Raw genomic sequence first — 22,461 nt, forward strand, 5'->3', positions numbered from 1 at the left:
TCATGTTGGCATATTCCTTCAAGGTTAATCCTGGTAATCGGCAAGAATGGTGCTGACCATTTCCGGCGTGACTTTACCATAGACGTGATCATCAACCATAACGACCGGGGCGAGACTGCAAGCGCCAACACAACGCAGAACGCCAAGGAAGAACTTCTTGTCCGGCGTGGTTTCGCCTTCCTTGATGCCCAACTTGCTCTTGAACTCGTCAACAATGCGCGTCGCACCCTTGACAAAACAGGCCGTGCCGCAGCAGACGTTGATCTTGTGACGGCCAATCGGCTTGTCAGTAAAATAGGAGTAGAAGCTGATCACGCCGTATATCTCCGACCGCGTGATCTTCAGACGTTCGGAAACCAGCTGCTGCACTTCGGCAGGCAGATAGCCAAAGATCGTCTGGGCCCGGTGCAAGGTCTCAATCAGGCAGCCCCGATTGGCATCAATGTCGTTACCTAGCGGCAGGCTGTCAATAAAGGCTACCAGCTCTGTCGTCTTCTTGGGCTCAAGCTTCATCAGCTTCTCCAGAGCCTTTTCCTTCTTACCGCAACAATCGCAGCTCATGTTACCTCCGTCGTTCTTGTAGCATCAGGTCATCCGGCACACGACGAAAAAATGCCGCCGCGCGCTTTGTGAAACTTTTAACATAATACATCTTTTGCTCCGCGTGGAACAAAAAAGACCTTTGACGAGAAAAATTCTTTCTTGGTAGTCATTTTCTGATGGCAATAACCGACACCGCGACCGCCAAAACCGGCCAGCAGTGCCAGAAAGCCCAAAGTATACCACGGTTGCCGCGCGCGGGCAAGTCGCCAGAACTCCCGGCGCAGACGGCCCGCATTCTTTCGTCGTCGTCTTTCGTCGTCGTCTTTCGTCGTCGGACTGATCGGACTGATCGGACCGATCAAGTCGACGATCCGTCCGATCGGTCCGATCCGTCCGATCCGTCCGCGATAAAAAGTATCCCCCTTCGCGCCTTCGCGTGAGAAAAAGCATCCCCTTTCGCGGAAGAAAAAGCGCATTTTCCCTGACATGATTCGGTTTGCCGCCAAGGAGCGCGCTTCGTCGGGTATATTATTGCTCTCCCCGCGGAAACAACCACAAGCCACGTTGACCGTGCAAGGCACGGAGAAGATAGATGAGCAATGGACTACGTGCTGAACCAGGACAGCTACGACACTGCGCCCCAAACCCGCTGCGCTCTTGCCCGTTGGACGGGCAATTCCCGCGCGGCGCTTTTCTTCAGCCTGATGCGCAATTTCTACCTTTTGGGTAAATGCGCGCGGCGCGGCGAATTTGATCGCGTGCAGCAGGCGTATTTCAGTGAGCGCAATCTGCGGATTCTGGAGTCTTTTGGCGCACAATTACATGTTCGCGGCCTGGACAATCTGCGCAGCGAGGACGGCCCTTATGTGCTCGTGGGTAACCACATGAGTTCGGTTGAAACGGCGGTCCTTAACGCGATGATCTCGCCACGTCTGGATTTCACCTACGTCATCAAGCGGAGTCTGTTCAAGGTGCCCTGCCTTGGCGCTGCCATGCACGCAGTCAACGCCATTGGTGTCGATCGCGACAATCCTCGCGAAGACTTCAAGACCATTCTCGAAGAAGGCAAGCAACGCCTGGCCGCCGGACAGTCGGTGCTGATTTTTCCCGAAGCCACCCGGCAACTCCAGTTCAAGGCCGAGAACTTCAACAGCATCGGCACTAAGCTAGCGAAAAGCGCCGGCGTGAAAGTACTGCCATTCGCCCTTAAGACTGACTTCATGACGCCCGGGCTGCTCTTCAGCGAATTCGGGCCGTTGCATCCCGAAAAAGCCGTGCACTTCGCTTTTGGTGCGCCCATGGCTGTCACCGGCAACGGTCGCGATGAACACGCGGCCATCGTCGCCTTCATCGCCGGCAAAATGGCCGAGTGGTACGCACCACAACAGCCCCAATAGCCATCAGCTGACGCGATGGCGCGAAGGAGAGGGCTTTTTCTCACGCGAAGACGCGAAGACGTAGGGGCGGACGCGGTAGCCGGTGGGGGGGCTTTTTCTCACGCGAAGACGCGACCTCCGTAGCCGCACGGCTACAAACTCAGGGGCCAGGCGCGCAAAGTCAGAGCGCCCAGAGCAGCTTGGGCATCGGGCGTCGGCATGGTGTTACCGTTTCCCCCTGCACCGATGCTCAGCCTAATGGGCGCTGGCAGGTAGGGAATGGCTTTGGTCAGCCAGGCATTGCCGTCGCCCCAGCAGCATTCGAGAAAACTGCGGTCGAGGAAGAGTCGCAGAGCAAAGTCGCCAGTGGTACTATCGGGCAGCGCGGCGCTTTTGTCCAAGCAGGACCAGCAGCCATCGGCGATGCGCAAGAACACGCTCTTCTGCGGCTCAGCCGCGCTGGTCAGGGTCATGGCCAGACCGCTGGCGGGCATGGCGCCACGGAGCTCAATCTCGCATTCGCCGGTGGGCAATTCAATGCCGCTGACGTCGCCAGCGTTTGCCAGCGACCATTCCGGCCCGCGCAGGGCGGTCATTTCAGAGAGGGGCCGTACCTTCAGTCGCCCAGCGTCATCCAGCGCGACTTCGCGCGGCATGGCCAGGCAGCCGTTCCAGCCCATGCCGGCGGGGAAGCCCCGTCCCCAAGCCAACAGTGACAGACGCCCTTTGGGATCGTTCATAAGGACGTTTGTCGCGTAGAAATCCGGGCTGCCATCGAGCAGGCCACTGCTACGCGGCGTGAAGCGTCCCTGGTCCGGCGAGAAATCACCCAGCCAGTACTGCACAGGCCCGTAGGGTGATGCCAAGAGCAACCATTGGTCGCCCACGGGGAAGAAATTCGGGCATTCAAAGAAACGAATGGTCGTGTCTTCGGGCGCGAAGAGCCAACCACGGTAGCGCCAGTGCTTTAGCTGTGCGTCGGTACTCTCCCATAGTGCGACCCCACGCCGGCCCTTTTCGCCGGGCATGGCCGCGCCGAGGACCATGAATTGCCGGCCGGCTGCGCTGAACACAAAAGGATCGCGCCATGACGCCTCGAACTCCGGCGTGCCGTCTCGCCCGCGGCAGAGTATGGGATTAGTCGGGTCCTTGCGCCAGTGGCTGAGCTCGTCGTCCTCGGCAAGCGCTACCCATTGTTCATGACCGCGCGGACTGCCTTTGGGCGGCACCATGGTATATAGAAGCATGGGCCGGCCGGTGGCCGGAAAGACCGCACAGCCGGAGTAGCAATGTTCCTCGCCCTGCTCCGCTGACGGGCCGAAGGCGATGGGCAGATGCTCCCAATGCAACAGGTCGCGACTGCGCGCATGGCCCCAGTGCATGTGCCCCCAGCTATCCGCGAAGGGATTGTGCTGATAGAACAGATGATAGTAGCCGCCATAGTACATGACGCCATTGGGGTCGTTCATCCAGTAGGCCGGCGCCGTGAAATGCCAGCGAGGCCGTTCCACGCTAGCCAGCGCCCGCGCTTCGCCGGCGTGAACGCTGGCCTGGGCTTGCCGCAGGGCTTCTTCGCTCATCGTTCGTCCTCCTCGTGATGACCTCGCCAACGGCATTCGCCCCAACGCAGCCAGACTGTCCTCAGAGTGAGGTTATCCCAAAAGGGGCACCAAGCGATTTTCGCCTGCCGTAAGCATGTTCGTAACCTTTTCTTTTGCAATGAAATAGCCATGACTGCCGCGAAGACAGTGAGAAAAGCTCAGTCTATGCAATCAGCTGCTGACGCTGAGCCGAAAAGGGATAGGTAAGGGAGCGCGAGGGGGAGGAAAGGGCCAGCGGCCTTTTCCTCCCCCTCGCAAAACCCAACTAGGCTTTTCAAGCTAGTTCTAGCGCAGATGTTCGCCAATGGTGACGCGCAGGCCCTTGCGCAACCAAACACGATAACGCGAGGCAGCGGTCCAAGTATTGCCGGCCGACGCATAGTCGCAGAAGTGAATCTGCTGCGGACCACCGGCGGGGCCTTCGGCGTTGAGATCATTGACCAGCTTAGTGGTGAAAGCCTGCCACACACCGGCTGCGGTCGCAGCGTCGGCAGTCGTCGCCAGTTCCAGACGCTGGTCGCCGGGCACGAGCACGGCAGCGTCGATATCGCCATCGTTGAAACGAGCGTCACGAGCCAACACCAACGGCCCGCGTTGCAGCGCCAGACAGCGGTTCAACTCCGCGACCCGGCAGCTGAAATCGAAGACCAGCTCGACTACGTCGCCGACCTGCCAGGCGCGCTCAATACGGCAGTAGCTGCCGGCGTTGACGCCGTCCAACGCCGCGCCATTGATGGTCACCGACGTCACCGCGCTCCATGCCGGAATACGCAGCAGCAGCGACCAAGTCGCCTTCGCCGACGGCGTCACGGCAATGCACACGCGATTGTTGGCCGGATAGTTGCCGCTGATGGCCAGCGCCACATCCAGGCCATCCTTGAGGGTGGCCTGGGCCTGCAGGTCCTCATAGAGATTGACCGCCAGCTCGCCAGCGTTGCTCATCACGGCGGCTTCAGGCAGCATGAAGAAACCCCGGGGGCCGTTGGCGATACAGCAGTTGATGGTCATGCCGCACTGGCCGACGCCAGCGCCGCGAATGCCCTCCAGCGGGCAGTATTTGGAAAAGGACGACACATCGGGATTCAAGGACGCCAGGAAGGCATTGTAGGTGGTCTTTTCCAGCTCTTCGGCGTAGGTGACATCGCCAGTCAGACGCAGTAGCGTCTGACAAAACTTCATCCACGTGACGGTTACGCAGGTCTCTTGCATATGCATGGCCGGCTCAGTCTGCCATTTCTTGCCGTAGTACCAGCATTCACAGGACGCGCCGGAACCGGCGATATTGATTTCTGTGGCGATGATGTCCTTGGCGACCAGATCGCAGGCGCGCAGCAGCCGTTCTTCGCCGAGCTCCTCGTACATCTCCAGCATGCCTTGATAGCAGGACATCATCTCGTAGGACTTCTGGCCGTTGTACCAGCTCCACCATTTTTCCGGCAACGGAAAACGCTCGCCCACGGGTACGCCAGCCAGGCCTTTTTTGATCAGCTGCGGGCCGTCTGGACCTTCAATGCAGGCGATGATATGCCGAGCCATCTCAAGGTAACGCTCTTCGCGCGTGCGGCGGTACAGGCGCACGATGGGTTCCAAAATGGAACAGCTGGCCATGCCGTGGTGCATGCCCGTCTTGGCGATGTTCACCTCGGCGCCCGGGCCGAGCTCCTTGATGCACAGATCGGCCAGCCGGCAGGCCGCCTGCAAAGCCTGCGGGTCCTTGCTGAGGTCGTAGTAGCCCATCAGCCCTAGTAGCGTGTACTTGCGGCCCCAGATATCCCAGCCCTTCAGCCGGCCGTCGTCGGGATAATTGCCGATGTAGCCGTCCGCGCTCTGGGTGGCCATCATGGCCAGCGACGAACTGCGGATCTGCTCGTAGAGGGCCTTGTCGCCACTGTATTCGTAGGCGGGCACGGCGGCGAGCATCCACTTGCCCCAGAATTCCGTGTGCCACAGATTGCGTTCCTCGCGATGCCGGAAGGGCTCCACCAGACCATCGACATCCTCGGCCTTGATGCGCCGTTCAAGGCACAACGCCAATTTGTCGCCAAGATAGCCATCCAGTTTCGTTGCGTTCAAGGGAGTCAGGGTAAATGCGCTCATAGGTCCTCGTTGTGCGTTGGGGGTTGCCGGCGCAGCCAAGACCACAGTCATTGAGCAAAGAACGGTCAATGCCGTCCCCGCCCAAGACCACCAACCGCGCCAGGTGTTTTTGTCGTATTTCATGGTCGGTAAATCCGTCGCCGGCCTACTGTACCCACGCGGCCAAATTCCGCAACAGCTGCCGACTGACATTTTCCGGCACGCCTATCGTCTTAGCGTCCTTGGGATGGAGCACGCGGTCAAAGGCCGGATTGATCACCAGCACGGCGCCTTTGCCACGCCGCAACTCGCAGATGCAGGGCCGTTTGCTGCGATCGCGCGCCAGCACCGTCCAGCCGGGGTCCACGGCGTGAATGCTGTCAAAGCACTTCGCACCGGCAATGTCCGGCACGCCCGCAAACAGCGGGTGCGACGGCACCGCGATCTCAGCGGCCAGATCGTCGGGCTCGACCACTTCGAGGGTCGCGTCCAGCCAGCCGCCATCCCAAAAACTGTCGTTGAGCTGGAAAAACACCACCTTGCCACCGGCTTCGACAAAGGCCAGCAGCGCGGCGGCCGTCGCCGTGGTCAGTGTCGGTGTACTCACACCCAAGGCGTCGCCGCCGACCATCACCGCGCCAAAGCCATCCAGCGAGTCCTTGGCCAGGTCTTCGAGCAACGCCGGCTGCAGACCGGCGTCACGCAGCGCTGCCAGCGTGAAATGCTTCTCGCCACCAAGGAAGCCGATCTTCTTGCCGATGGCCGGCGGCGGCGGCAGCGCCACGGCCTGCAACGCGAAGGGGAAGTTGTCGCCGCCCATCAGCACGCGGCCACGGATGGTCGCGCCAGGCGTCAGGCCCGTCAATGCGATTTCGGGGCTATAGGACACGCCCACCGGCGCCTGCCAGCTGGCACGCATGGTCGCGGCCTGGCCGGCGCTGAGCTCGTCGATGACGACTTCGCAGGCGAGGTCCTTGCTCATGCCATTTTCCACGGGGAGGGTCACCACTGCGGCGCCCTGCGCATTGATCACGACCATACTGCGGTCAAAGAGCGCCTTACCGGCGAAGGTCGGCGAGGTCTCGGTGATGCCGTGCTTGCGCAGGTAATAGAGCAAATGCGGCAGTTGGCGATGATACTGCGCGAAATTCTTGCCGGCGCTGTAGCCGCTGCCGGTGGCCTTGCGCAACTGCGGGCCGACGGTCCGCGCCAGAAACTCGACGTAGCGCGGGTCGCCGGTCAGCTCGCCGGCATAGGCAATGCCCTCGGTGACAATGATAGAATACCAGCCACCATTAGCGAATTTGGGACAGCCAGTCTTATAGCGGAAGCCACGCGCCTTCTCGTTCCACGAATGATCCAGCAACCAATCCGCGCAATTCACAATCACGTCCTTGACGGCGGGGTCCTGGTCGACTTCGTAGAGTCGCGCCAAGCTGTGCAGCAACACGCCCGTCGCAAAGGCCTTGCCACCGCGGTGCTCCTTCTTGTCAGGGCACTCGCATTCGCTCTGATCCTGCGGCAAGTCAAAGCAGCCCGTGTCGGGATTTTGCTTAGATTTGATCACTTCAAAATAGAGCTTGGCGGCGTTGAGGTAATAGGGATTGCCGGTGAAATTGTAGGCGTACACGGCATTCATCAGTGCCCAGCCTGCCGCGCGCTCAATACTGAAATTGAAGTTCGGGGTGTAGCGCGTGGCCTGGTTCCAGCAGGCGGTCTCGGCGACCTCAAAGAAGCGCCGGTCGCCGCTCAGGCAAGCCAGGTAGAAATTGCCGGGGTGATGGGCGTGCCCGCCGGAGCCGTCCTGCCCACCGCGAAAATTCGCCTGGGTCTTGCCGATGGCCTGCCGCAGGGGATTGTCTTCGGGTATGAATCCGCCGACATGGCCCGTGCTGTGCGCGTACACCAGCTCGCGCTGGCCCTGCGTGGGGTGCTGCACGGTGTCCACCGTGGTGTAATGCCGCGCCATCTCCAGGCCGCGCCGCAAGTAGTCCAAGTTGCCAGAACGGGCAAAGTGCACGGCCGCCACGTAGGACAGATCGTACTCGTTGTTGCCCCAGTTCCAACGCCGCTCGCCGAACCAGTCACCAAAATTCATCCAGCCGTATTCGCCACGCTTGACGCGGCCTTCTTCGAGTTGCTGGAAGGACTTGGCGAAAGTCTCTTCGTATTCGGGGAATTCGCGCTCACGCACGGGGTTGATTGCGCCGAAGGCGCCGCTGGCGCAGTAGTAGGCGCTGTCGGCCACGGCGAACAGCGGCTTGTCCAGCCAGGCTGCCCACTGTGCTGGGGCCATTGGGCCTTTGATGCCCCCTACGATCCACACGTCATTGGCCACTTCCATGCCGACCTTGAACTGATAGCAGCCGTCCTTGTGCCAGTAGTAGTGAATAAAGAGATCGTCCTGAGGATTGTCCGTGGCCGGCGGCGGATAGCCCGTGGCCGGCAGCTCCGGCAGGAACTCAACCAGCAGCTCGTCCTCGTTGACCCTGAAGCCCTTCGGCCAAGTCTGCCAGAAATCGCGCATCCAGATCAGGCCATTACCCCCATCGCCCACTATGGCAAACACGCCATCCATGCGTTCACGAGTGACGACCGGGCCATCGCCGGCCAGCGGCGTGATGGTCGCATGCCTTTCCTGATCTTGCAGCACGCGAAACTGCGCAGGCATCTTACTGCCATCGCTCAGGGTCATCGGGGGATTATCGTCATCATATTGGAGTGACCACGTCGCGCTCTTGACCAACGCGTGCGTTTGTCGGCGGTCATTGTTGCTGATGCCCCAGCGCAGTGATGTCATCAGCGGCTCTGCGCCGTAGCAGTTGACTTGCGCCCGCCAGCGGAAGCGCTTGTTGCCGTCTTGATCCACATAATCACCGGCGGCGACGAGGCCATAGCGAATGGTCCCGGCATCAACCACGCGCACGTCATCCGCCGGGCCTTTCTGCAGGCGTGTGCCATCGGCCAAGATGATCTCCGAGCGGCCTTCTTCCAGCAATTCCTGCGAAATAGCCGTCAGCCTGTCCGCCGCTTCCGGCACTGCCGGCGGCGGCGGTGGGAGCTTCGCGCCGGTGACTAGGGTGTAGACCTGCGCCTGTGCAGTGTCGGTGTCGGCCAAAAAGTCGCAGAGCAGCCATTTGACACTGCCGTCGTGCCAGCGACTCAGCACTGCAAACTGCGCCGGGATGATCTGGCCCTGCGGATTGCGCACGCGCACGTCATCTGCCGAGGCAAGCTGGCCCTGGGCAAACGGCACGCCGGAGGTCACCGGCCAGCCACGACGGGCAAACGCCGTCGGCTCGCTGACCCGCAGCGGGATGGTCGCCGCTACGGTTGCCGGTGGCACCGGCTTCTCGCCAGCGATGAAACTAAAGGGCGCCGACTCGACGGACTCCCGGATGTTCATCTTACAGACGACTTTCGCCGTGTAGCGCGCACCCTGCTCCAGGCCGCTGAGGACCACGGCGTGGTTGCGCATACGGTCGTTTACCTCGGTGATCTGCTGATCAAACTGGCCGTTGCGGCCGAAATGCACCGTCGCCGCCATGGTCGGGCTGGTGCTGAGCCAGCTGAGCTGGGTGTCGCCATTGGGCAGCGTGAATGAGCGAAACTCCGACAGGCTGGGTACCGCGCCCGGAACCATACGAATGTAGTCGTAGTAGGCTACGCCGTGCCCATCGGGATTTTCATAGCGGTCATCGACCCACAACTCAAAAACGCCGTCACGAATGTCGTAAAGACCCAAAAAATTTTCGCCATGGCGTTCGCCGGGAAACCAGGTCTGGCCGCCATCAAGTGACAGCGCCAGCAACCGGTTGGTGCCGTTCATGTAGACTTCGTACACGCCCGTGGGAATGCCGGTGATCTTCGTGTGCAGCACGGGGGCACCGTCCTCGGGAGTGGCTCGATCCTTAGTGATATGCGGTGTGCGCAGCGCCTGCCCCATGGAGCGTTTGGACCACACGTCCTCTTCCTGGGTCCACAAAGCCCATTTATTCGGCGGAAAAACGTCGACCACCCACGCATCCTTGGGCTCGCTCCAGTCCTCCACTTCGAAGACCAGGCCCTTCAGACTGTCGCGCTTGCCACGACTTTGCGCGTAAACGCTCAACACCATGCCCAGGACCGCCAGCACCAGAACCACCCGCATTTTGCTCAACATCGCACTCTCCTAAAAGTCTTGCTACTGTTGTCAAACACCGACTTAACCATAATCTGTGCAAAAAAAAAGACACGACCGTAAGCGTGTCTTGTGCCATCTGCCTCGGCGATCAGTTCCAATCTTTCCAGAAGATCGTCCGCTCCGCGTACATCTTCGCCGCGCCAATGCTTTCCACATGGCCGTCCAGCATGACGTAGTTCGCGGAATTGCCGCCATGGCGAGCCGTGTTTACGCGCGCGGCATCCGTCAGGCTGGCGATGATGTTGTTCGCCCGCGCCCCGATATTGCCGCCGGATGTGCGCTGGTTCGGCCCGAAGGACACGGTGACCGTCGGCTCTTTACAGAGGTTGATCTTGATCGCCTTGATCGCGGTATTGCCCTGATGATGCACGCCATAATGGGCAATATAACTCACTTTGTTGCCCAGGGTCTGAGTGGCGTTGGACCACGGCGTGCTGTCCGATGGGCACATGAAGGTCTTCCAGTCGCCGATGTAACCCTGCACCAGCGGAAACCAGTAGGGCGGCAGCCAGCCCGTCGACGTCGGATAATTGCCGCTGGCCGACGGCACGATCATGTCGTCAAAATCCGCCAGATACATCGCGTCTGCAAGCCCGAACTGCTTCAAATTGTTCACGCAGGAGATGCTCCGCGCTTTCTCCCGCGCTTTACTCAAGGCCGGCAAGAGCATGGCCGCCAAAATGGCGATGATCGCGATCACCACCAGCAGCTCGATCAGCGTAAAATGTCTTTTCTGTCGTCGCATTGGCCGATTTGCTCCACTTTCACGTGCTTGTTTCATACGTCTCCTATATAGCGCCAGTACCTACCGCCCAACAGGGGCTTACTTCCAGTCTTTCCAGTAAGCTGCCCGCTCCGCATACATCTTGACTCCACCAATATTCTCCACATGGCCGTCCATCATGACGTAGTTCGCGGATGTCCCGCCATGCCGGGACGTGTTCACCCGCGAGGGGTCCGTCAGACTCGCTATGATGTGCCCGGAGTTGGCACCGGCATTGCCGCCCGATGTACGCTGATTAGGCCCAAAGGAAATGCTCTTGCTTGGCTCCAGGCAGGCGTTGATCTTAATCACTGCCAGGCTGGTGTTGCCCTGCTTGTGCAAGCTGTAACTGGCGATGTAACTAAGCTTGTTGCCGGGCGTGAAGCTGTTGTTCGCCAACGGCGTGTTGTCCGATGGACATAGAAACGTCTTCCAGTCGCCAATGTAGGCATGCAACAAGGGGTAACAATACGGCGCCATCCAACTTGTCGACGTCGGGTAGTTGCCATTGGCCACCGGCACAATCATGTCGTCGAAATCGCCAATGTACATGGCGTCGGCCAGACCAAATTGCTTCAGGTTGTTCACGCAGGAGATGCTCCGCGCTTTCTCCCGCGCTTTACTCAATGCCGGCAACAGCATGGCCGCCAAAATGGCGATGATCGCGATCACCACCAGCAGCTCGATCAGCGTAAAATGGCGTCTTTGTGTGGTCATCTCTCTGCTCCTCTGTCTATGCCAAGAAGGCAATACGCTATTAATAATACTTACAAGGCTATTGTGCCTAGTATCGCAACATTAACGCACGATTTCAAGGGTTTACTGAAAAAACATCTATAAAAATACTGACATTTTTAGCCAGAATACTATCACCATGCCAATATAGATCATCTCGCGACTGACTGATCCGACTGATCCGACTGATCCGACTGATCCGACTGATCCGACTGATCCGACTGATCAAATCGACGATCCGACTGATCCGTCTGATCAAATCGACGATCCGTCCGATCGGTCCGATCGGTCCGATCCGTCCGCGATAAAAGACAGTTGATCCGACTGATCCGACTGATCCGACTGATCCGACTGATCCGACTGATCCGACTGATCCGACTGATCCGACTGATCCGACTGATCCGACTGATCAAATCGACGATCCGTCCGATCGGTCCGATCCGTCCGATCGGTCCGCGAAAAAGACAAACGATCCGATGCGCCAGTTGTTTCAACCAAAACAGCCTTTTGTCATCGCGGCATTTCATCGCCGCGAAGCGGCAGAAGCGCTGAAAGCGCGAAATATGATAGCCCAGGGCAAGCGGCGCCGAAGGCGCGCGCCGCCCTGGGTAACGCGCCATATTGGTCCGTGTTCCTCAGCCTCTTTGGCTTCAGTCGGCGAAGCTGACTGGAGCCAAAGAGGCTGAGGAACTCATTGACAGCTGCGGTATTTCGCACTGCGCCCCATCGTCGAAGTGACCTGCCATCCCAGGAAAAGCGCACCGGCAGTGCGCAATCGACGCAAAAGCAGGCTACACTAATGACCTGTCCTCATGCATCGAACACCTTACCTCACCCCATATATGCACCCCGACATCCGTGGAGGTTCCTCATGAAACAGCAGTTACTCGCCCTCGCCCTGATGCTCAGCAGTGCCGCTGCCATCGCCGCCGGGCCAGAATTGCATCTGCAGAGCAATGGCCGCATCACCCTGCCCGGCATTGCGCTAGTCAACGACGTCCTCATCCACGCCTACGGGCCAAACTGGGAATTCGCCGGTAACGCGGCCATCGCGGCTGCACCAGAAAAAGTATCGCAGGCCACGGGCAGCTTTGCCATGCCTGTGGGCAGCCAGGGCGAACTATCCTTCGCCATCCACACCGTTGCCGACGGTGACTTCAACGTAGCCGATATTGAGTCGCGCTGTTCGGAGAGCACCACCATCAGGGGCTTGCAATACAGCATCGCCCTCAATCCCGCCGAACTCGCCGGCAAACGTTACGTCACCTTGCCAGCAGGCAAGCGCGGCGTTTTTCCCGCCGTCGATGTCAAGGAAGGCATACCCGGCGACCGCTGCAGCAGCATCGCCATTGAACTCAATGACGGGCACTTTTTGCTGATCAACGGATCGAAACTGCTCTGTCTCGGCCTACAGGATTTCCGCCACAGCTGGCCCAAGAACGTCCAGCTGCGCTACCACGCCGCCGGCGAAAAAATCATTGGCGGACGAACACTGCGCGACACCCTGTCCTTCGCTCTGCTTTCGGCCGACGAACTCGACCGCCAAGTCGCCACCGCGCAAGCCGGTGCGGCGCCCATCAGCACCGACGAGCGCCTGATGTTCTTCAGTAAGGCCGGCAACGCGTCCGTTCGTTCGCTGGACAGCGCCAGCATCATCACCCTGGGCCTGGCCATTCATGGCCTGGAGTGGCAATACACCAGCCAGCAACAGCACGCCGATAACTTCGCGCTCAGTGCCCTCCCGGATGGCAGCAGCGTCTTCCAAGGCGTTATGACCGTCCCTGGCAGCGACAACAAAGCCCTTGAGGTCTTTGAGCACATAAGAAGCATCCCCAAAGGCGTTTCCTTGAACTACGACCTGACCATGCTGGATGACGTGCAGCTCAATGGCTACCAGCTCTCCATGGACTTCGCCCTCTCTGCCTATACCAACGCCACTTTTGACCTGATAACAACGGACGGTCCCCAGTCCTTCGTCATCCCCGAGGAACTCGGCGAACGCTTCATCTACCGCGGCCCCTTCACCGCCCTCCACGTCAAGGCCGCCAACCCGCAAAACAATGTTGACATCACCCTCGATAAGCCCACCCAGCTGCTCCTCCAGGACAACCGCGGCTGGGGTGGCAACACTATCGATGTCCGACTCTGCTTCGCCCGCAACGACGATGGCGGCAAAATTGCCGCCGGCGCCCGCGTAGCGCGCACGCTAGTCTTTGTCATGCCCGATGCCCCAACGCCACTGCGCCCCGTCATTGACCAGGGCCAGCCCTCCCGCACCAACACCAGCAATTGGAAACCCTACACCCTGCCCTGGGACAGCGCGCCCGTCGATCTGTCCTTCCTCAATCACCAGCCCGCCGGCAAATTCGGTTTCGTCAAGGTGACCGACGGCCGCTTCGTCTTCAGCAACAGCAACGAGCCCATCCGCTTCTGGGGCACCTGTTTTTCCGCCGGCGCAAACTTCCCCAGCCACGACCAAGCCGAAAAAATCGCCAAACGCCTGGCGGCCTCCGGCATCAACATGGTCCGCACCCACCACGCCGACGCCAAATGGGCCGAACGACATTTCTTCCCCAAAGACGCCGACAACACCCGCAGCTTCGACCCCGAAAGCCTAGACCGCTTTGACTACCTGGTCTACTGCCTCAAACGCGAAGGCATCTACATCTACCTCGACCAGCTCGTTAATCGCTACTTCAAACCCGGCGACGGCGTCGACGCCGTCGATCAGCTCGGCGCCTGCGCCAAGCCATACTCCAATTTCGACCCGCGCCTGATTGAGCTGCAGAAGGAATTCTCCGCCAATCTCTGGAACCACGTCAATCCCTACACGAAACTGGCCTACAAGGACGACCCGGCCATCGCCCTGATGGAATTCGCCAACGAAAATGACCTCTTCACCCAGAAGGTCACCCTGGAGCCCTACCGCACGCGCTTCGAAGCCATGTACCGCGCCTGGGCAGCCGAACGGCAAATCGCCCTCCCCGAAGGGGCCATCGACTTCACCGTCACCACCGACCCCATGATGCAGTTCTTCATCCACGTGACTGACGAATACCACCGCACCATGGGCGAATTCCTCCGCAGCATCGGCGTCAAAGTGCCCATGACCGGCAGCAACTGGAGCCGCAACGCCGCCCTCCTGGCATCGGTTGCCAAAACCGACTATACCGACTCGCACAGCTACTGGAACCACCCCAACCGCGATGGCTCATTCGGCACCAGCAGCATGCTGCGCAGCCAGGGCAGCATCATGGATGGCCTCGGTTTTATGCGCGTCGCCGACAAGCCCTTCTTCGTCAGCGAATGGGACGCGCCCTGGCCCTACGAATACCGCGCGGAACTGCCCCTGTGGCTGGCCGCCGTCGCGGCCTTCCAGGACTGGCATGGCCTCACCGTCTACACCTACCGCCACTCCAGTAATGTTCCCATGGAACACATCAATGGCGCCTTCGAAACTTTCAATGACCCAGCACGCTTCGGCCTCATGCCCATTGCCGCGCTGATCTATCGCCGCGAAGATGTCCGCCGCGGCGCCAGCACTGACCGCCAGGCCGTAGCCATCCCCATGACCCTCGCCGCCAGCGCCAAAAGCCCCGCCAGCTACAACGTCCCAGCTTACCGCGGCCTCGCCGAACTGCGCCCCTTCCACACCCAACTCGTGGCGAGCGGCGAGATACCCGCTGGCGCCCTCGGCCCCGACGCGCCGAGCATCGCCGAGGATATCCGCCGCAGCAGCAGCGGCGAAATCATCCGCGACCGCGCCAAGGCCACGCTGACCATCGACACGCCGCGGACGCAGGTCATCCAGGCCTTTTTCAGTGACAAACTCCCCGTTTTAAGCACCAGCGCGCTGAAGGTCAGCAGCCGCAACCGCTATGCGACCATCGGCCTGAGCTCGCTCAGCGGCGCGCCCATCAACCAGTCTCGGCAACTCCTGTTGACCACGGTCGGTCGCGCCGAAAACACCGACTTTGCCTATAATCTCATGCGTAACCGCCGCCTCAGCACCGGCAAAGGCCCCATTCTCATGGACCCCATCTGCGCCCAGATCAGCATCACCACCCAGCAGCAGGGCCTCAAAGTCAAGCCCATAGCCGCCAATGGCCATAAACTGGCACCCATCCCCGCCCAGTGGGCCGATGGCAAGCTCACCTTTACCATCAGCGAAGCCGACGCCTCACTCTACTTCGCCATCGAAGACTGACGACGACCGGCCGCGCCAGCAGCCGCGAGCATTCAATACTTTCACCCGTGCAGACCTCTATTGGCGAACCAGACAACCCAAGGCTTCACCAGCTGTGGCGAGCGACCAGGACTTACACGGCATGCGCGCCTGCCACGGCGCCACGCCTGCCTCAGTCGTCACCCATCCTTCGCCGCCAGCATCACATCACATCTCCAAACACATGCTTCAGCATCATCCACAGGCAGAAATGATTCTCGCCATGGCCATTGGCGACAAGGCCATCCGCGCCGCCGTCATCGACCGCGCCAATTGCGTCAGCGCTCTCCCCCCCCGGTACTGTCCCCTCCATGCCGACGTCACCGATATTGTCAACGCCTTGCGCGCCGTCATCGCCGCCGCCGGCAACGTTGACGCCGTCGGTATCATTCTGCCCAGCCCAGCCGCCGCCGCATCCGCCAGCACCGGCGGCACCTACAGCGCGGCGCTGGCTGCTCTCCAAGAATGCGAACTCCGTGCCAAGCTGGCCTGTGCGTTACCCCTACGGGTCATCCACTACAGCAACGCCGTGCTCCTCGGCGAAGTCCACGCCGGCGCCGCGCAGGGACGCCGGCGCGCCGCCGCCGTCATCATCGGCCATGGCGGCGTTGACAGCGCCATGATCATTGACGGCCAGCTACTCTGCGACCCGCTCGGGGCCCCGGCAGCCATCGTCCGCATCGCCGACCGCCCATGCCGCGTCGGCCGCGTCGCCGACGAGCTCTGCGGCCAAGCGTTGCTGGCGCGAATGCCAGACGTCCACAGCCTCGCCGAACTCGAGGCCCGCGCCCGCACTGGCGACTTTCGCTGCCAGCGCCTCTGGACCGACTTCGGCCTGGATCTCGCCGAGACCCTGCAGACCTGGCAGGCTGACCTCCTGCCGGACCGGATCGTCCTCGGCGGCCCCATTGCCGGCGCTCTGCCACTGTTTCGTGAAGTGCTAGGCGACTTGCCTGTAGTCGCGGCCAGCTTGCCCGATGCGGCCCTCGTCGGCGCCGCCGCACTCTTCGCCTGAACCCAGCGCAACTCCGTACGGCCTCCCCCCCACTACCCCCACGATGCGCCCACCCCGCGCGCATGGACAACATCAGCGGTCCATTGGGGTTGTTCGATAATTACGCTTACAACTATACCCAGGCACGCTGAAAGCGTGCGACATCGCAAACAAAAAAAGGTGAGGTTCCATTGCCTCTTTGGCCCCAGTCAGCTGCGCCGACTGGGGCCAAAGAGGCCGATGAACACGAGCGCAATAGGCGCTGTACCCAGGGCGGCGCTCCGCCTGCGGCGTCGCTTGCCCTGGGCTACGATGACAGCGCCCCTCTGGGGCGCTTGCCGCTTCGCGGCCAGGGAAATGTTGGCCGGCGACAAGGTATGACATGAAAGAGCGTTTGCACTGCTATGTGTAAACGTAATTTGTGAACGGCACCATTACGATCAATTAGCCGCTACCACTTGTAATCGACAAAGAAAAATAGTAGAATCAGAACTGACCAGCAAAAAGGTAGGCTATTCCAGCTTGAGAGTGTTATAATTTTGTGGGGGCACGTCTTTTCAACGGAACAAGGGGCGGGTGGGTGAAGAAAAATAGGCTCTTCAGGAAACTTAGTGGGTAGATTTTTCGACGTTTTGTGCTCAGAACCAAGACAACGCCTTGTCACATGGGGGGAAAAAAGCCAGCTAATCGTACGCATAAAATAGTGTAACTTGTTGATATTCAACGATCAATTAATGTTCAAATTATGATGCCCGCCCAGCTTTCCATGTCAATTTGTATGGAAGGCAGTCGGAGCAATCTTCCGCTTCGGTGTTTCTTGTTATTGCAAGAATGCCTTCACTTTTGTTGCACCCGATCATTTTTGTGTTTCATTACCTCATGGCCACGCAATGCCCAGTCAATCACCTGACCTCGTCATTCACATTGAGCCATGGGAGTCCGCCATGAACTTGGAGTCGTTTTATCAACGCGTGATTAATCCGCCATCGCCCTGGACTGTCTCCAAGGTCGAAATTTCCGACGACAGTACCCGTGTTGACGTCTGGCTGATCCATCAGGAGCATTATCGCTTTTCGTGTCATGCCTGTCACACCCCATCACCTACTTACGACCATGCTCCGGAAAGAACCTGGCAACATCTGGACACCTGCGAGTGCAAGACCTACCTTCATGCCCGTATTCCCCGAGTTCAATGCCCCAAGCATGGGATCGTCAACAGCGACTTTCCTCTGGCTGATTCACAGATCTCAATTACATACAAGATGGAAAGCAAGTGCATCAAGACCATCCAGGCCTCCAATTTGACCGATGCGTCCGAACTAACGAGGGTGTCTTGGGACATGTTGGAAAGTATCCGCGATCGGGCCGTCAAGCGAGGGCTTGAGCGACGTGGCGATACGACGCCGGTCATCATGGGACTTGACGAGAAGCAGGTGTTTTCCAGACATCGCTATTTCACCATTATCACTGACATTGGCAATGGGAGCGTGTTTGACGTGGTGGACAAGCGGCGCATTGATGACATCAGCCCCTGGTTTGAAAAACGCAAGGAAAGTTTGAAAAACGTCCAGATCGCGGCCATGGACATGAGTGCGGGGTATGAGCGTATTGCGTCAAACTTCATGCCCAATGCCGAACTGTGTTTTGATCATTTCCATGTGATGCAGGTCGTCCAAAAGGCAGTGGACAGCACACGAAAGCAAGAACAGGCCACGATGAGCGATGAGGACAAGAAAAGCATGTTCGGAGCGCGCCATGATTTTCTGTATGGCAGGGAGAATCTTCCTGACAAAAACAAGGCCAGGTTCGAAAAAGTTAGACAGATTGCCAAGAAAACGGCGCGGGCATGGGCAATCAAGGAAAACCTTCGCGACATGTGGACAACTTGCCCCGACAAAGAAGAGACGCCGAAGTATTTCAAACACTGGTACTGGTGGGCGACGCATTCACAAATTCCGGACATGGCAAAAGCCGCCCATACGCTGAAAAACCACTTCTATGGCATAGTGGCTGCAATCGAACATGGGGTCAGCAATGCCCTGACCGAGGGGCTGAACAGCAAAATTGAGGCTGTCAAGAGAAGTGCATGTGGTTTCAAAAACAAAGAATCTTTACGCAATGCAATTCTGTTTCATTGCGGGAAACTTAACCTGCTGCCAGAGGCCGCCAACTAGCACTTGCACTCAAATTTGCAACCCACGGAATTGCCTGAAGCACCGAAAAATATAGGTAATCCATCAGGCGCGGGTAACGCATCGCGACCTCAAGGTCGCGATGCGCTCTTCTATGTCCATGTCGTCTTGGCGCTGATTGTCACCATTGCCGGCTGCCTCTACACCGGCATGGCTGTTCATACCTGCAATCGCAAGATGCGCAGTGACCTGCTGACGCGAACCCGGGTCATCGCCTCAGCCGTCAACGCCGACCGCGTCAAGAGCCTCAGCGGCTCGGCTAGTGACCTCAACACGGCCCCGTATCAGCGCCTCAAAACACAGCTTTACACCCTCAAGCAGGCCTACGCCGACATCCGTTTCATTTATATCATGGGCAGAACTGCCAACGGCGACATCTTCTTCTTCATTGACAACGAAGCCACCGATTCGCCAGACGTCGTGTTGCCGGGACAGCCCTACCCCGAGGCATCGCCGCTTTTTCGCCAGGGCCTCGCCCAGTGGCTGGAAGTGGTCGACGGTCCTATCAACGACCAATGGGGCACCTGGTTTTCCGCGCTGGTGCCCATGCGTGATCCCCTCACCGGCGACCCCTTAGCCATGCTTGGCGCCGATATCGCCGCCACGACCTGGTACCAGCGCTTGTTTGGCGCGGCGCTGCCAGGCGCCGGCATCACCCTGCTGATCCTCCTGATCATCGGCATCGGCGGTTCCCTCCACGAACACAGCCGTAACCAGAACACTCCCGCGTCCAGGCACCAACACCTTATTGAACCAGGCTTGGTCGCGCTCATCGGAGTGGTTCTGAGCGTCTTTACGGCCTGGCGCGTCCATGTCGGCGAACGCTGTCAACGCGAGCAAATCTTCAATCAGGTCGCCGAAGGCTTCACCAGCCTCATTGCCAAAAACATCAACCTTATCCGTTTCGCCGAACTCGAAGGCCTCGCTAGCTTCCTCCAACACAACCCGGACATTACCCGAGAAGAATTCCATCTCTACGCCGGCCACCTGATCAAAAATTCTCTGGTGCAGGCATGGGACCTCATTGGCATCGTCCCCCACGACGAACGCCGCGCCTTTGAAGAAAAAATGCATCGCCAGGGCGTCAGCGATTTCCGCATTTGGGAATACGGCCCCGACGGACAGAAAGTCCCCGCCGCCGATCGCCCCTGTTACTACCCCGTGGTCTTCTTCGCCCCTGAGGCAGGCAACGAAACCGTCCTCGGCTACGATCTGGCCTCCGAGCCACTGCGCCTCGCCGTTGTCGAAACAACTCTGGCCACGGGCCTACCTACCGCGACCGAACCACTCGTCCTCATCCAAGAATGGGCCGCCCAAAAAAGCATTCTGGCACTACACCCCGTCTGCGCAGCAAACAGCCAGAATATTCGTGGCTTCGCCCTGGCAGCCATCCGCATGGAATCACTCCTGGGCCACGATCCGGAAAAATTCCGCCTGGCGCAGCTCAGCATATCTTTCATGCGCCCCGACCGCGAACCCGAACTGCTGGCGCAATCCATGATTGAATCCACCTGCGCTCGCGGCACCAAGGTCATGCGGCCGCTCTTTGCCTTTGGTCAAGTCCTGACGATTAGCGCGCAGCCCTGCGATGATTTCATCGCCGCCTACCCGCTGCGCAAAGGCCCGATCGTGTTATTCTGCGGCATTGGCCTGAGCATTGCCGTCACCGCCATCGTCGCCCTCCTCAGCCACCGCAGTGAGGAACTAACCACGCTGGTGCAAAAACGCAGCGCCGAGCTCAGCCGCAGTGAGGAACGCTTCCACCAGCTCGCCGAACAAACCCACACCCTGCACTGGGAATGCGATGCAACCGGACTCATCACCGCCGTCGGCTACGAATGCCAAACCATCGTCGGCTACGCCCCCGCTGAGGTCGTCGGCAAAATGCACGTCTTCGATCTTTACCCCGAGGCACAGCGCGAACAGTTCAAAGAAAAGATACTCGCCGCTTTCGCCAAAAAAGAGACTTTCAATGAGGTTCTCAATCCGCTCGTCACCAAGGACGGGCGGACCATCATCATGTCCACCAGCTGCATGCCCATCATCGCTGACAATGGCAGCCTCATCGGCTACTATGGCTCCGACCGCGATGTCACCGAACGCGAAAACATGACCGCTGAATTGGAAAAAAGCCGCGGCGCCGCTGAAGCCGCCAGCCACGCCAAAAGCGAATTCCTCACCAACATGAGCCACGAAATCCGCACCCCAATCAATGGCATCGTGGGCGTTGCCGACCTGCTCAGGGAATCCGGCCTTTCTGAAGAACAAAGTGAATACGTCGATATCATCAACACCAGCAGCCAACTACTGCTCGAACTCATTAATGAGATTTTGGACTTTTCGCGCATCGAGGCCGGCCGCCTCACCCTCATGCCTGAGGATTTCTCTCTTGAACGGCTGCTGGAGGACATCTGCAGCTCGCTGGCGCTGATCGCCCACAACAAGAACATCGAACTGTACTGCCACATCGACCCGCACACGCCGCTCATTCTCCATGGCGACGACTTCCACCTCCGCCAAGTCCTGGTCAATCTCTGCGGCAACGCCATCAAATTCACCGAAAACGGTGAAGTATGTATCAGCGCCCGCTCCGATGGCCAGCGCGATGGCAAGGAACTTATCCGTTTTTCTGTGCGCGACACCGGCATCGGCATTCCTGACGAACAACAAGCCCGCATCTTCGAGACCTTCTCCCAAGCCGATTCGTCCATCAAACGCCGCTACGGCGGCACCGGCCTGGGATTGGCCATCGTCAAACGACTCGTCGAACTCATGGGCGGCGAAATCAAACTCCAAAGCCAAAGCGGCGTGGGCTCGGAATTCTACTTCGTAGTTCCCCTGACTCCTCAGCCTCTGCAATCCCCCCCACCGGCTCTGCCCGAAGCCTTCCGGCACTGCCAGGCCCTCGTCGTCGAAAGCCATCGCGGTCTGCGCTCGAGCCTGAAAAGCCGTCTGCGCAACTGGGGCATCTCGTCCACCCCAGCGGCAACTTTAGCCGACGCCTTGGAAATCATGCAACTGGGCGATTTCCAATCGCCATTTGATCTGGTCCTTCTCGACTTGGAACTCATTGATACCCGACAGGGCAACCAGCCACTGGTGGATTTGCAGGGCAGTCCGTGGACAGAAAGTAGGATTGTCGGCGTGGCTCACGTTGGCAGCCCCCAGGCCGCGAGCTATCGCAATTCGCCGGCACTAGCCGCATTTGTCCACAAGCCCATCAAAAGCAGCGATCTGCTCAAGGCCCTCACTCTCGCTTTAGAAACGCAAGCCAAGCCCGCCCCCGCCGCCAACACCGACTGCCCCGCCGACGCTACCCCGCAAAACCACGCGGCGGCAACTCCTGAGACCCCAACACCCCCTGTTGCCCTAGAGGAAGCCCCCGCCATCCTCCTTGTTGATGACAATGAGGTTAATCAGAAAGTCGCACTGGCCATCATCAGAAAAATGAGACTAGACGTCGATGTCGCCAGCAGCGGCCAACAGGCTCTTGATCTGCTGGCCAGCAAAAACTACCGCCTGGTTTTGATGGATGTGCAGATGCCCGACATGGATGGCCTGCAGGCCACGCGCCTCCTCCGCGAACAGGACGCCACCGCACGCAACCAGGACGTGCCCATCATTGCCATGACCGCCCACAGCGCCGAAAATTATCAACAACAATGCCATGATGCCGGCATGAACGATTATATTTGTAAGCCCATCACTGCCAAAACCCTGCGTGAATGCATCACGCGGTGGCTCACTGGCAAGCAGCAGACCTAAAACCAGCA

The 22,461-nt window shown here is 59.3% G+C and carries 12 protein-coding genes; 5 read left to right on the forward strand and 7 right to left on the reverse strand.

All coding sequences use genetic code 11. The features are described 5' to 3' along the window. Positions 1-24: 24 nt before the first annotated feature. The gene (locus tag J3R75_RS18870; RefSeq protein ID WP_307265050.1) at positions 25-561 is read right to left on the reverse strand and encodes an NADH-quinone oxidoreductase subunit NuoE family protein; all 537 of its coding nucleotides are present in this window, start codon (positions 559-561) and stop codon (positions 25-27) included. 77 nt (positions 562-638) lie between these two features. Then, positions 639-1,031 carry a hypothetical protein gene (locus J3R75_RS18875; RefSeq protein WP_307265053.1) on the reverse strand — a complete coding sequence of 131 codons (393 nt, stop codon included), beginning with the start codon at positions 1,029-1,031 and terminating at the stop codon, positions 639-641. A 111-nt stretch (positions 1,032-1,142) separates the two neighbouring features. Between J3R75_RS18875 and J3R75_RS18880 the strand changes: the two genes are divergently transcribed. Further along, positions 1,143-1,940: a lysophospholipid acyltransferase family protein gene (locus J3R75_RS18880; RefSeq protein WP_307265056.1), complete on the forward strand. Its 798-nt coding sequence runs from the start codon at positions 1,143-1,145 to the stop codon at positions 1,938-1,940. A gap of 131 nt (positions 1,941-2,071) precedes the next feature. Here the strand turns inward: J3R75_RS18880 and J3R75_RS18885 are convergent, their stop codons facing one another. The 5 genes from J3R75_RS18885 to J3R75_RS18905 form a co-directional block, all read right to left on the reverse strand. Continuing rightward, on the reverse strand, positions 2,072-3,499 hold the full coding sequence (locus tag J3R75_RS18885; RefSeq protein ID WP_307265058.1) for a glycoside hydrolase family 32 protein: 1,428 nt from the start codon (positions 3,497-3,499) through the stop codon (positions 2,072-2,074). A 306-nt stretch (positions 3,500-3,805) separates the two neighbouring features. Next, entirely contained in the window at positions 3,806-5,617 is a 1,812-nt protein-coding gene (locus tag J3R75_RS18890) for a beta-L-arabinofuranosidase domain-containing protein (protein WP_307265061.1), read from the reverse strand. Between the two features lie 145 nt (positions 5,618-5,762). Next, the gene (locus J3R75_RS18895) at positions 5,763-9,758 is read right to left on the reverse strand and encodes an RIFT barrel domain-containing protein (protein ID WP_307265065.1); all 3,996 of its coding nucleotides are present in this window, start codon (positions 9,756-9,758) and stop codon (positions 5,763-5,765) included. A gap of 109 nt (positions 9,759-9,867) precedes the next feature. Continuing rightward, positions 9,868-10,524 carry a DUF1559 family PulG-like putative transporter gene (locus J3R75_RS18900; RefSeq protein ID WP_307265068.1) on the reverse strand — a complete coding sequence of 219 codons (657 nt, stop codon included), beginning with the start codon at positions 10,522-10,524 and terminating at the stop codon, positions 9,868-9,870. A 78-nt stretch (positions 10,525-10,602) separates the two neighbouring features. After that, a complete protein-coding gene (locus tag J3R75_RS18905; protein WP_307265071.1) occupies positions 10,603-11,259 on the reverse strand; it encodes a DUF1559 family PulG-like putative transporter in 657 nt (218 codons plus the stop codon). 889 nt (positions 11,260-12,148) lie between these two features. Between J3R75_RS18905 and J3R75_RS18910 the strand changes: the two genes are divergently transcribed. The 4 genes from J3R75_RS18910 (at position 12,149) to J3R75_RS18925 (ending at position 22,453) form a co-directional block, all read left to right on the forward strand. After that, on the forward strand, positions 12,149-15,484 hold the full coding sequence (locus J3R75_RS18910) for a glycoside hydrolase 5 family protein (protein WP_307265073.1): 3,336 nt from the start codon (positions 12,149-12,151) through the stop codon (positions 15,482-15,484). A 94-nt stretch (positions 15,485-15,578) separates the two neighbouring features. Continuing rightward, entirely contained in the window at positions 15,579-16,517 is a 939-nt protein-coding gene (locus J3R75_RS18915; RefSeq protein ID WP_307265074.1) for an ROK family protein, read from the forward strand. 869 nt (positions 16,518-17,386) lie between these two features. Beyond that, positions 17,387-18,670, forward strand: coding sequence for an ISL3 family transposase (locus J3R75_RS18920; RefSeq protein ID WP_307259144.1), 1,284 nt, complete (start codon positions 17,387-17,389; stop codon positions 18,668-18,670). Positions 18,671-18,796: 126 nt separating this feature from the next. Beyond that, entirely contained in the window at positions 18,797-22,453 is a 3,657-nt protein-coding gene (locus tag J3R75_RS18925; protein WP_307265075.1) for a response regulator, read from the forward strand. The last annotated feature ends 8 nt before the right edge of the window (positions 22,454-22,461 follow it).

Origin of the sequence: Oligosphaera ethanolica (genome assembly GCF_030814695.1) — a bacterium.
Classification (GTDB): domain Bacteria; phylum Verrucomicrobiota; class Lentisphaeria; order Oligosphaerales; family Oligosphaeraceae; genus Oligosphaera; species Oligosphaera ethanolica.

Excerpts from the sequence above, each read along its gene's own strand:
- J3R75_RS18870 (WP_307265050.1), bottom strand. The coding sequence starts at position 561 with ATGAGCTGCGATTGTTGCGGTAAGAAGGAAAAGGCTCTGGAGAAGCTG.
- J3R75_RS18875 (WP_307265053.1), bottom strand. The coding sequence starts at position 1,031 with ATGTCAGGGAAAATGCGCTTTTTCTTCCGCGAAAGGGGATGCTTTTTC.
- J3R75_RS18880 (WP_307265056.1), top strand. The coding sequence starts at position 1,143 with ATGGACTACGTGCTGAACCAGGACAGCTACGACACTGCGCCCCAAACC.
- J3R75_RS18885 (WP_307265058.1), bottom strand. The coding sequence starts at position 3,499 with ATGAGCGAAGAAGCCCTGCGGCAAGCCCAGGCCAGCGTTCACGCCGGC.
- J3R75_RS18890 (WP_307265061.1), bottom strand. The coding sequence starts at position 5,617 with ATGAGCGCATTTACCCTGACTCCCTTGAACGCAACGAAACTGGATGGC.
- J3R75_RS18895 (WP_307265065.1), bottom strand. The coding sequence starts at position 9,758 with ATGTTGAGCAAAATGCGGGTGGTTCTGGTGCTGGCGGTCCTGGGCATG.
- J3R75_RS18900 (WP_307265068.1), bottom strand. The coding sequence starts at position 10,524 with ATGCGACGACAGAAAAGACATTTTACGCTGATCGAGCTGCTGGTGGTG.
- J3R75_RS18905 (WP_307265071.1), bottom strand. The coding sequence starts at position 11,259 with ATGACCACACAAAGACGCCATTTTACGCTGATCGAGCTGCTGGTGGTG.
- J3R75_RS18910 (WP_307265073.1), top strand. The coding sequence starts at position 12,149 with ATGAAACAGCAGTTACTCGCCCTCGCCCTGATGCTCAGCAGTGCCGCT.
- J3R75_RS18920 (WP_307259144.1), top strand. The coding sequence starts at position 17,387 with ATGCCCAGTCAATCACCTGACCTCGTCATTCACATTGAGCCATGGGAG.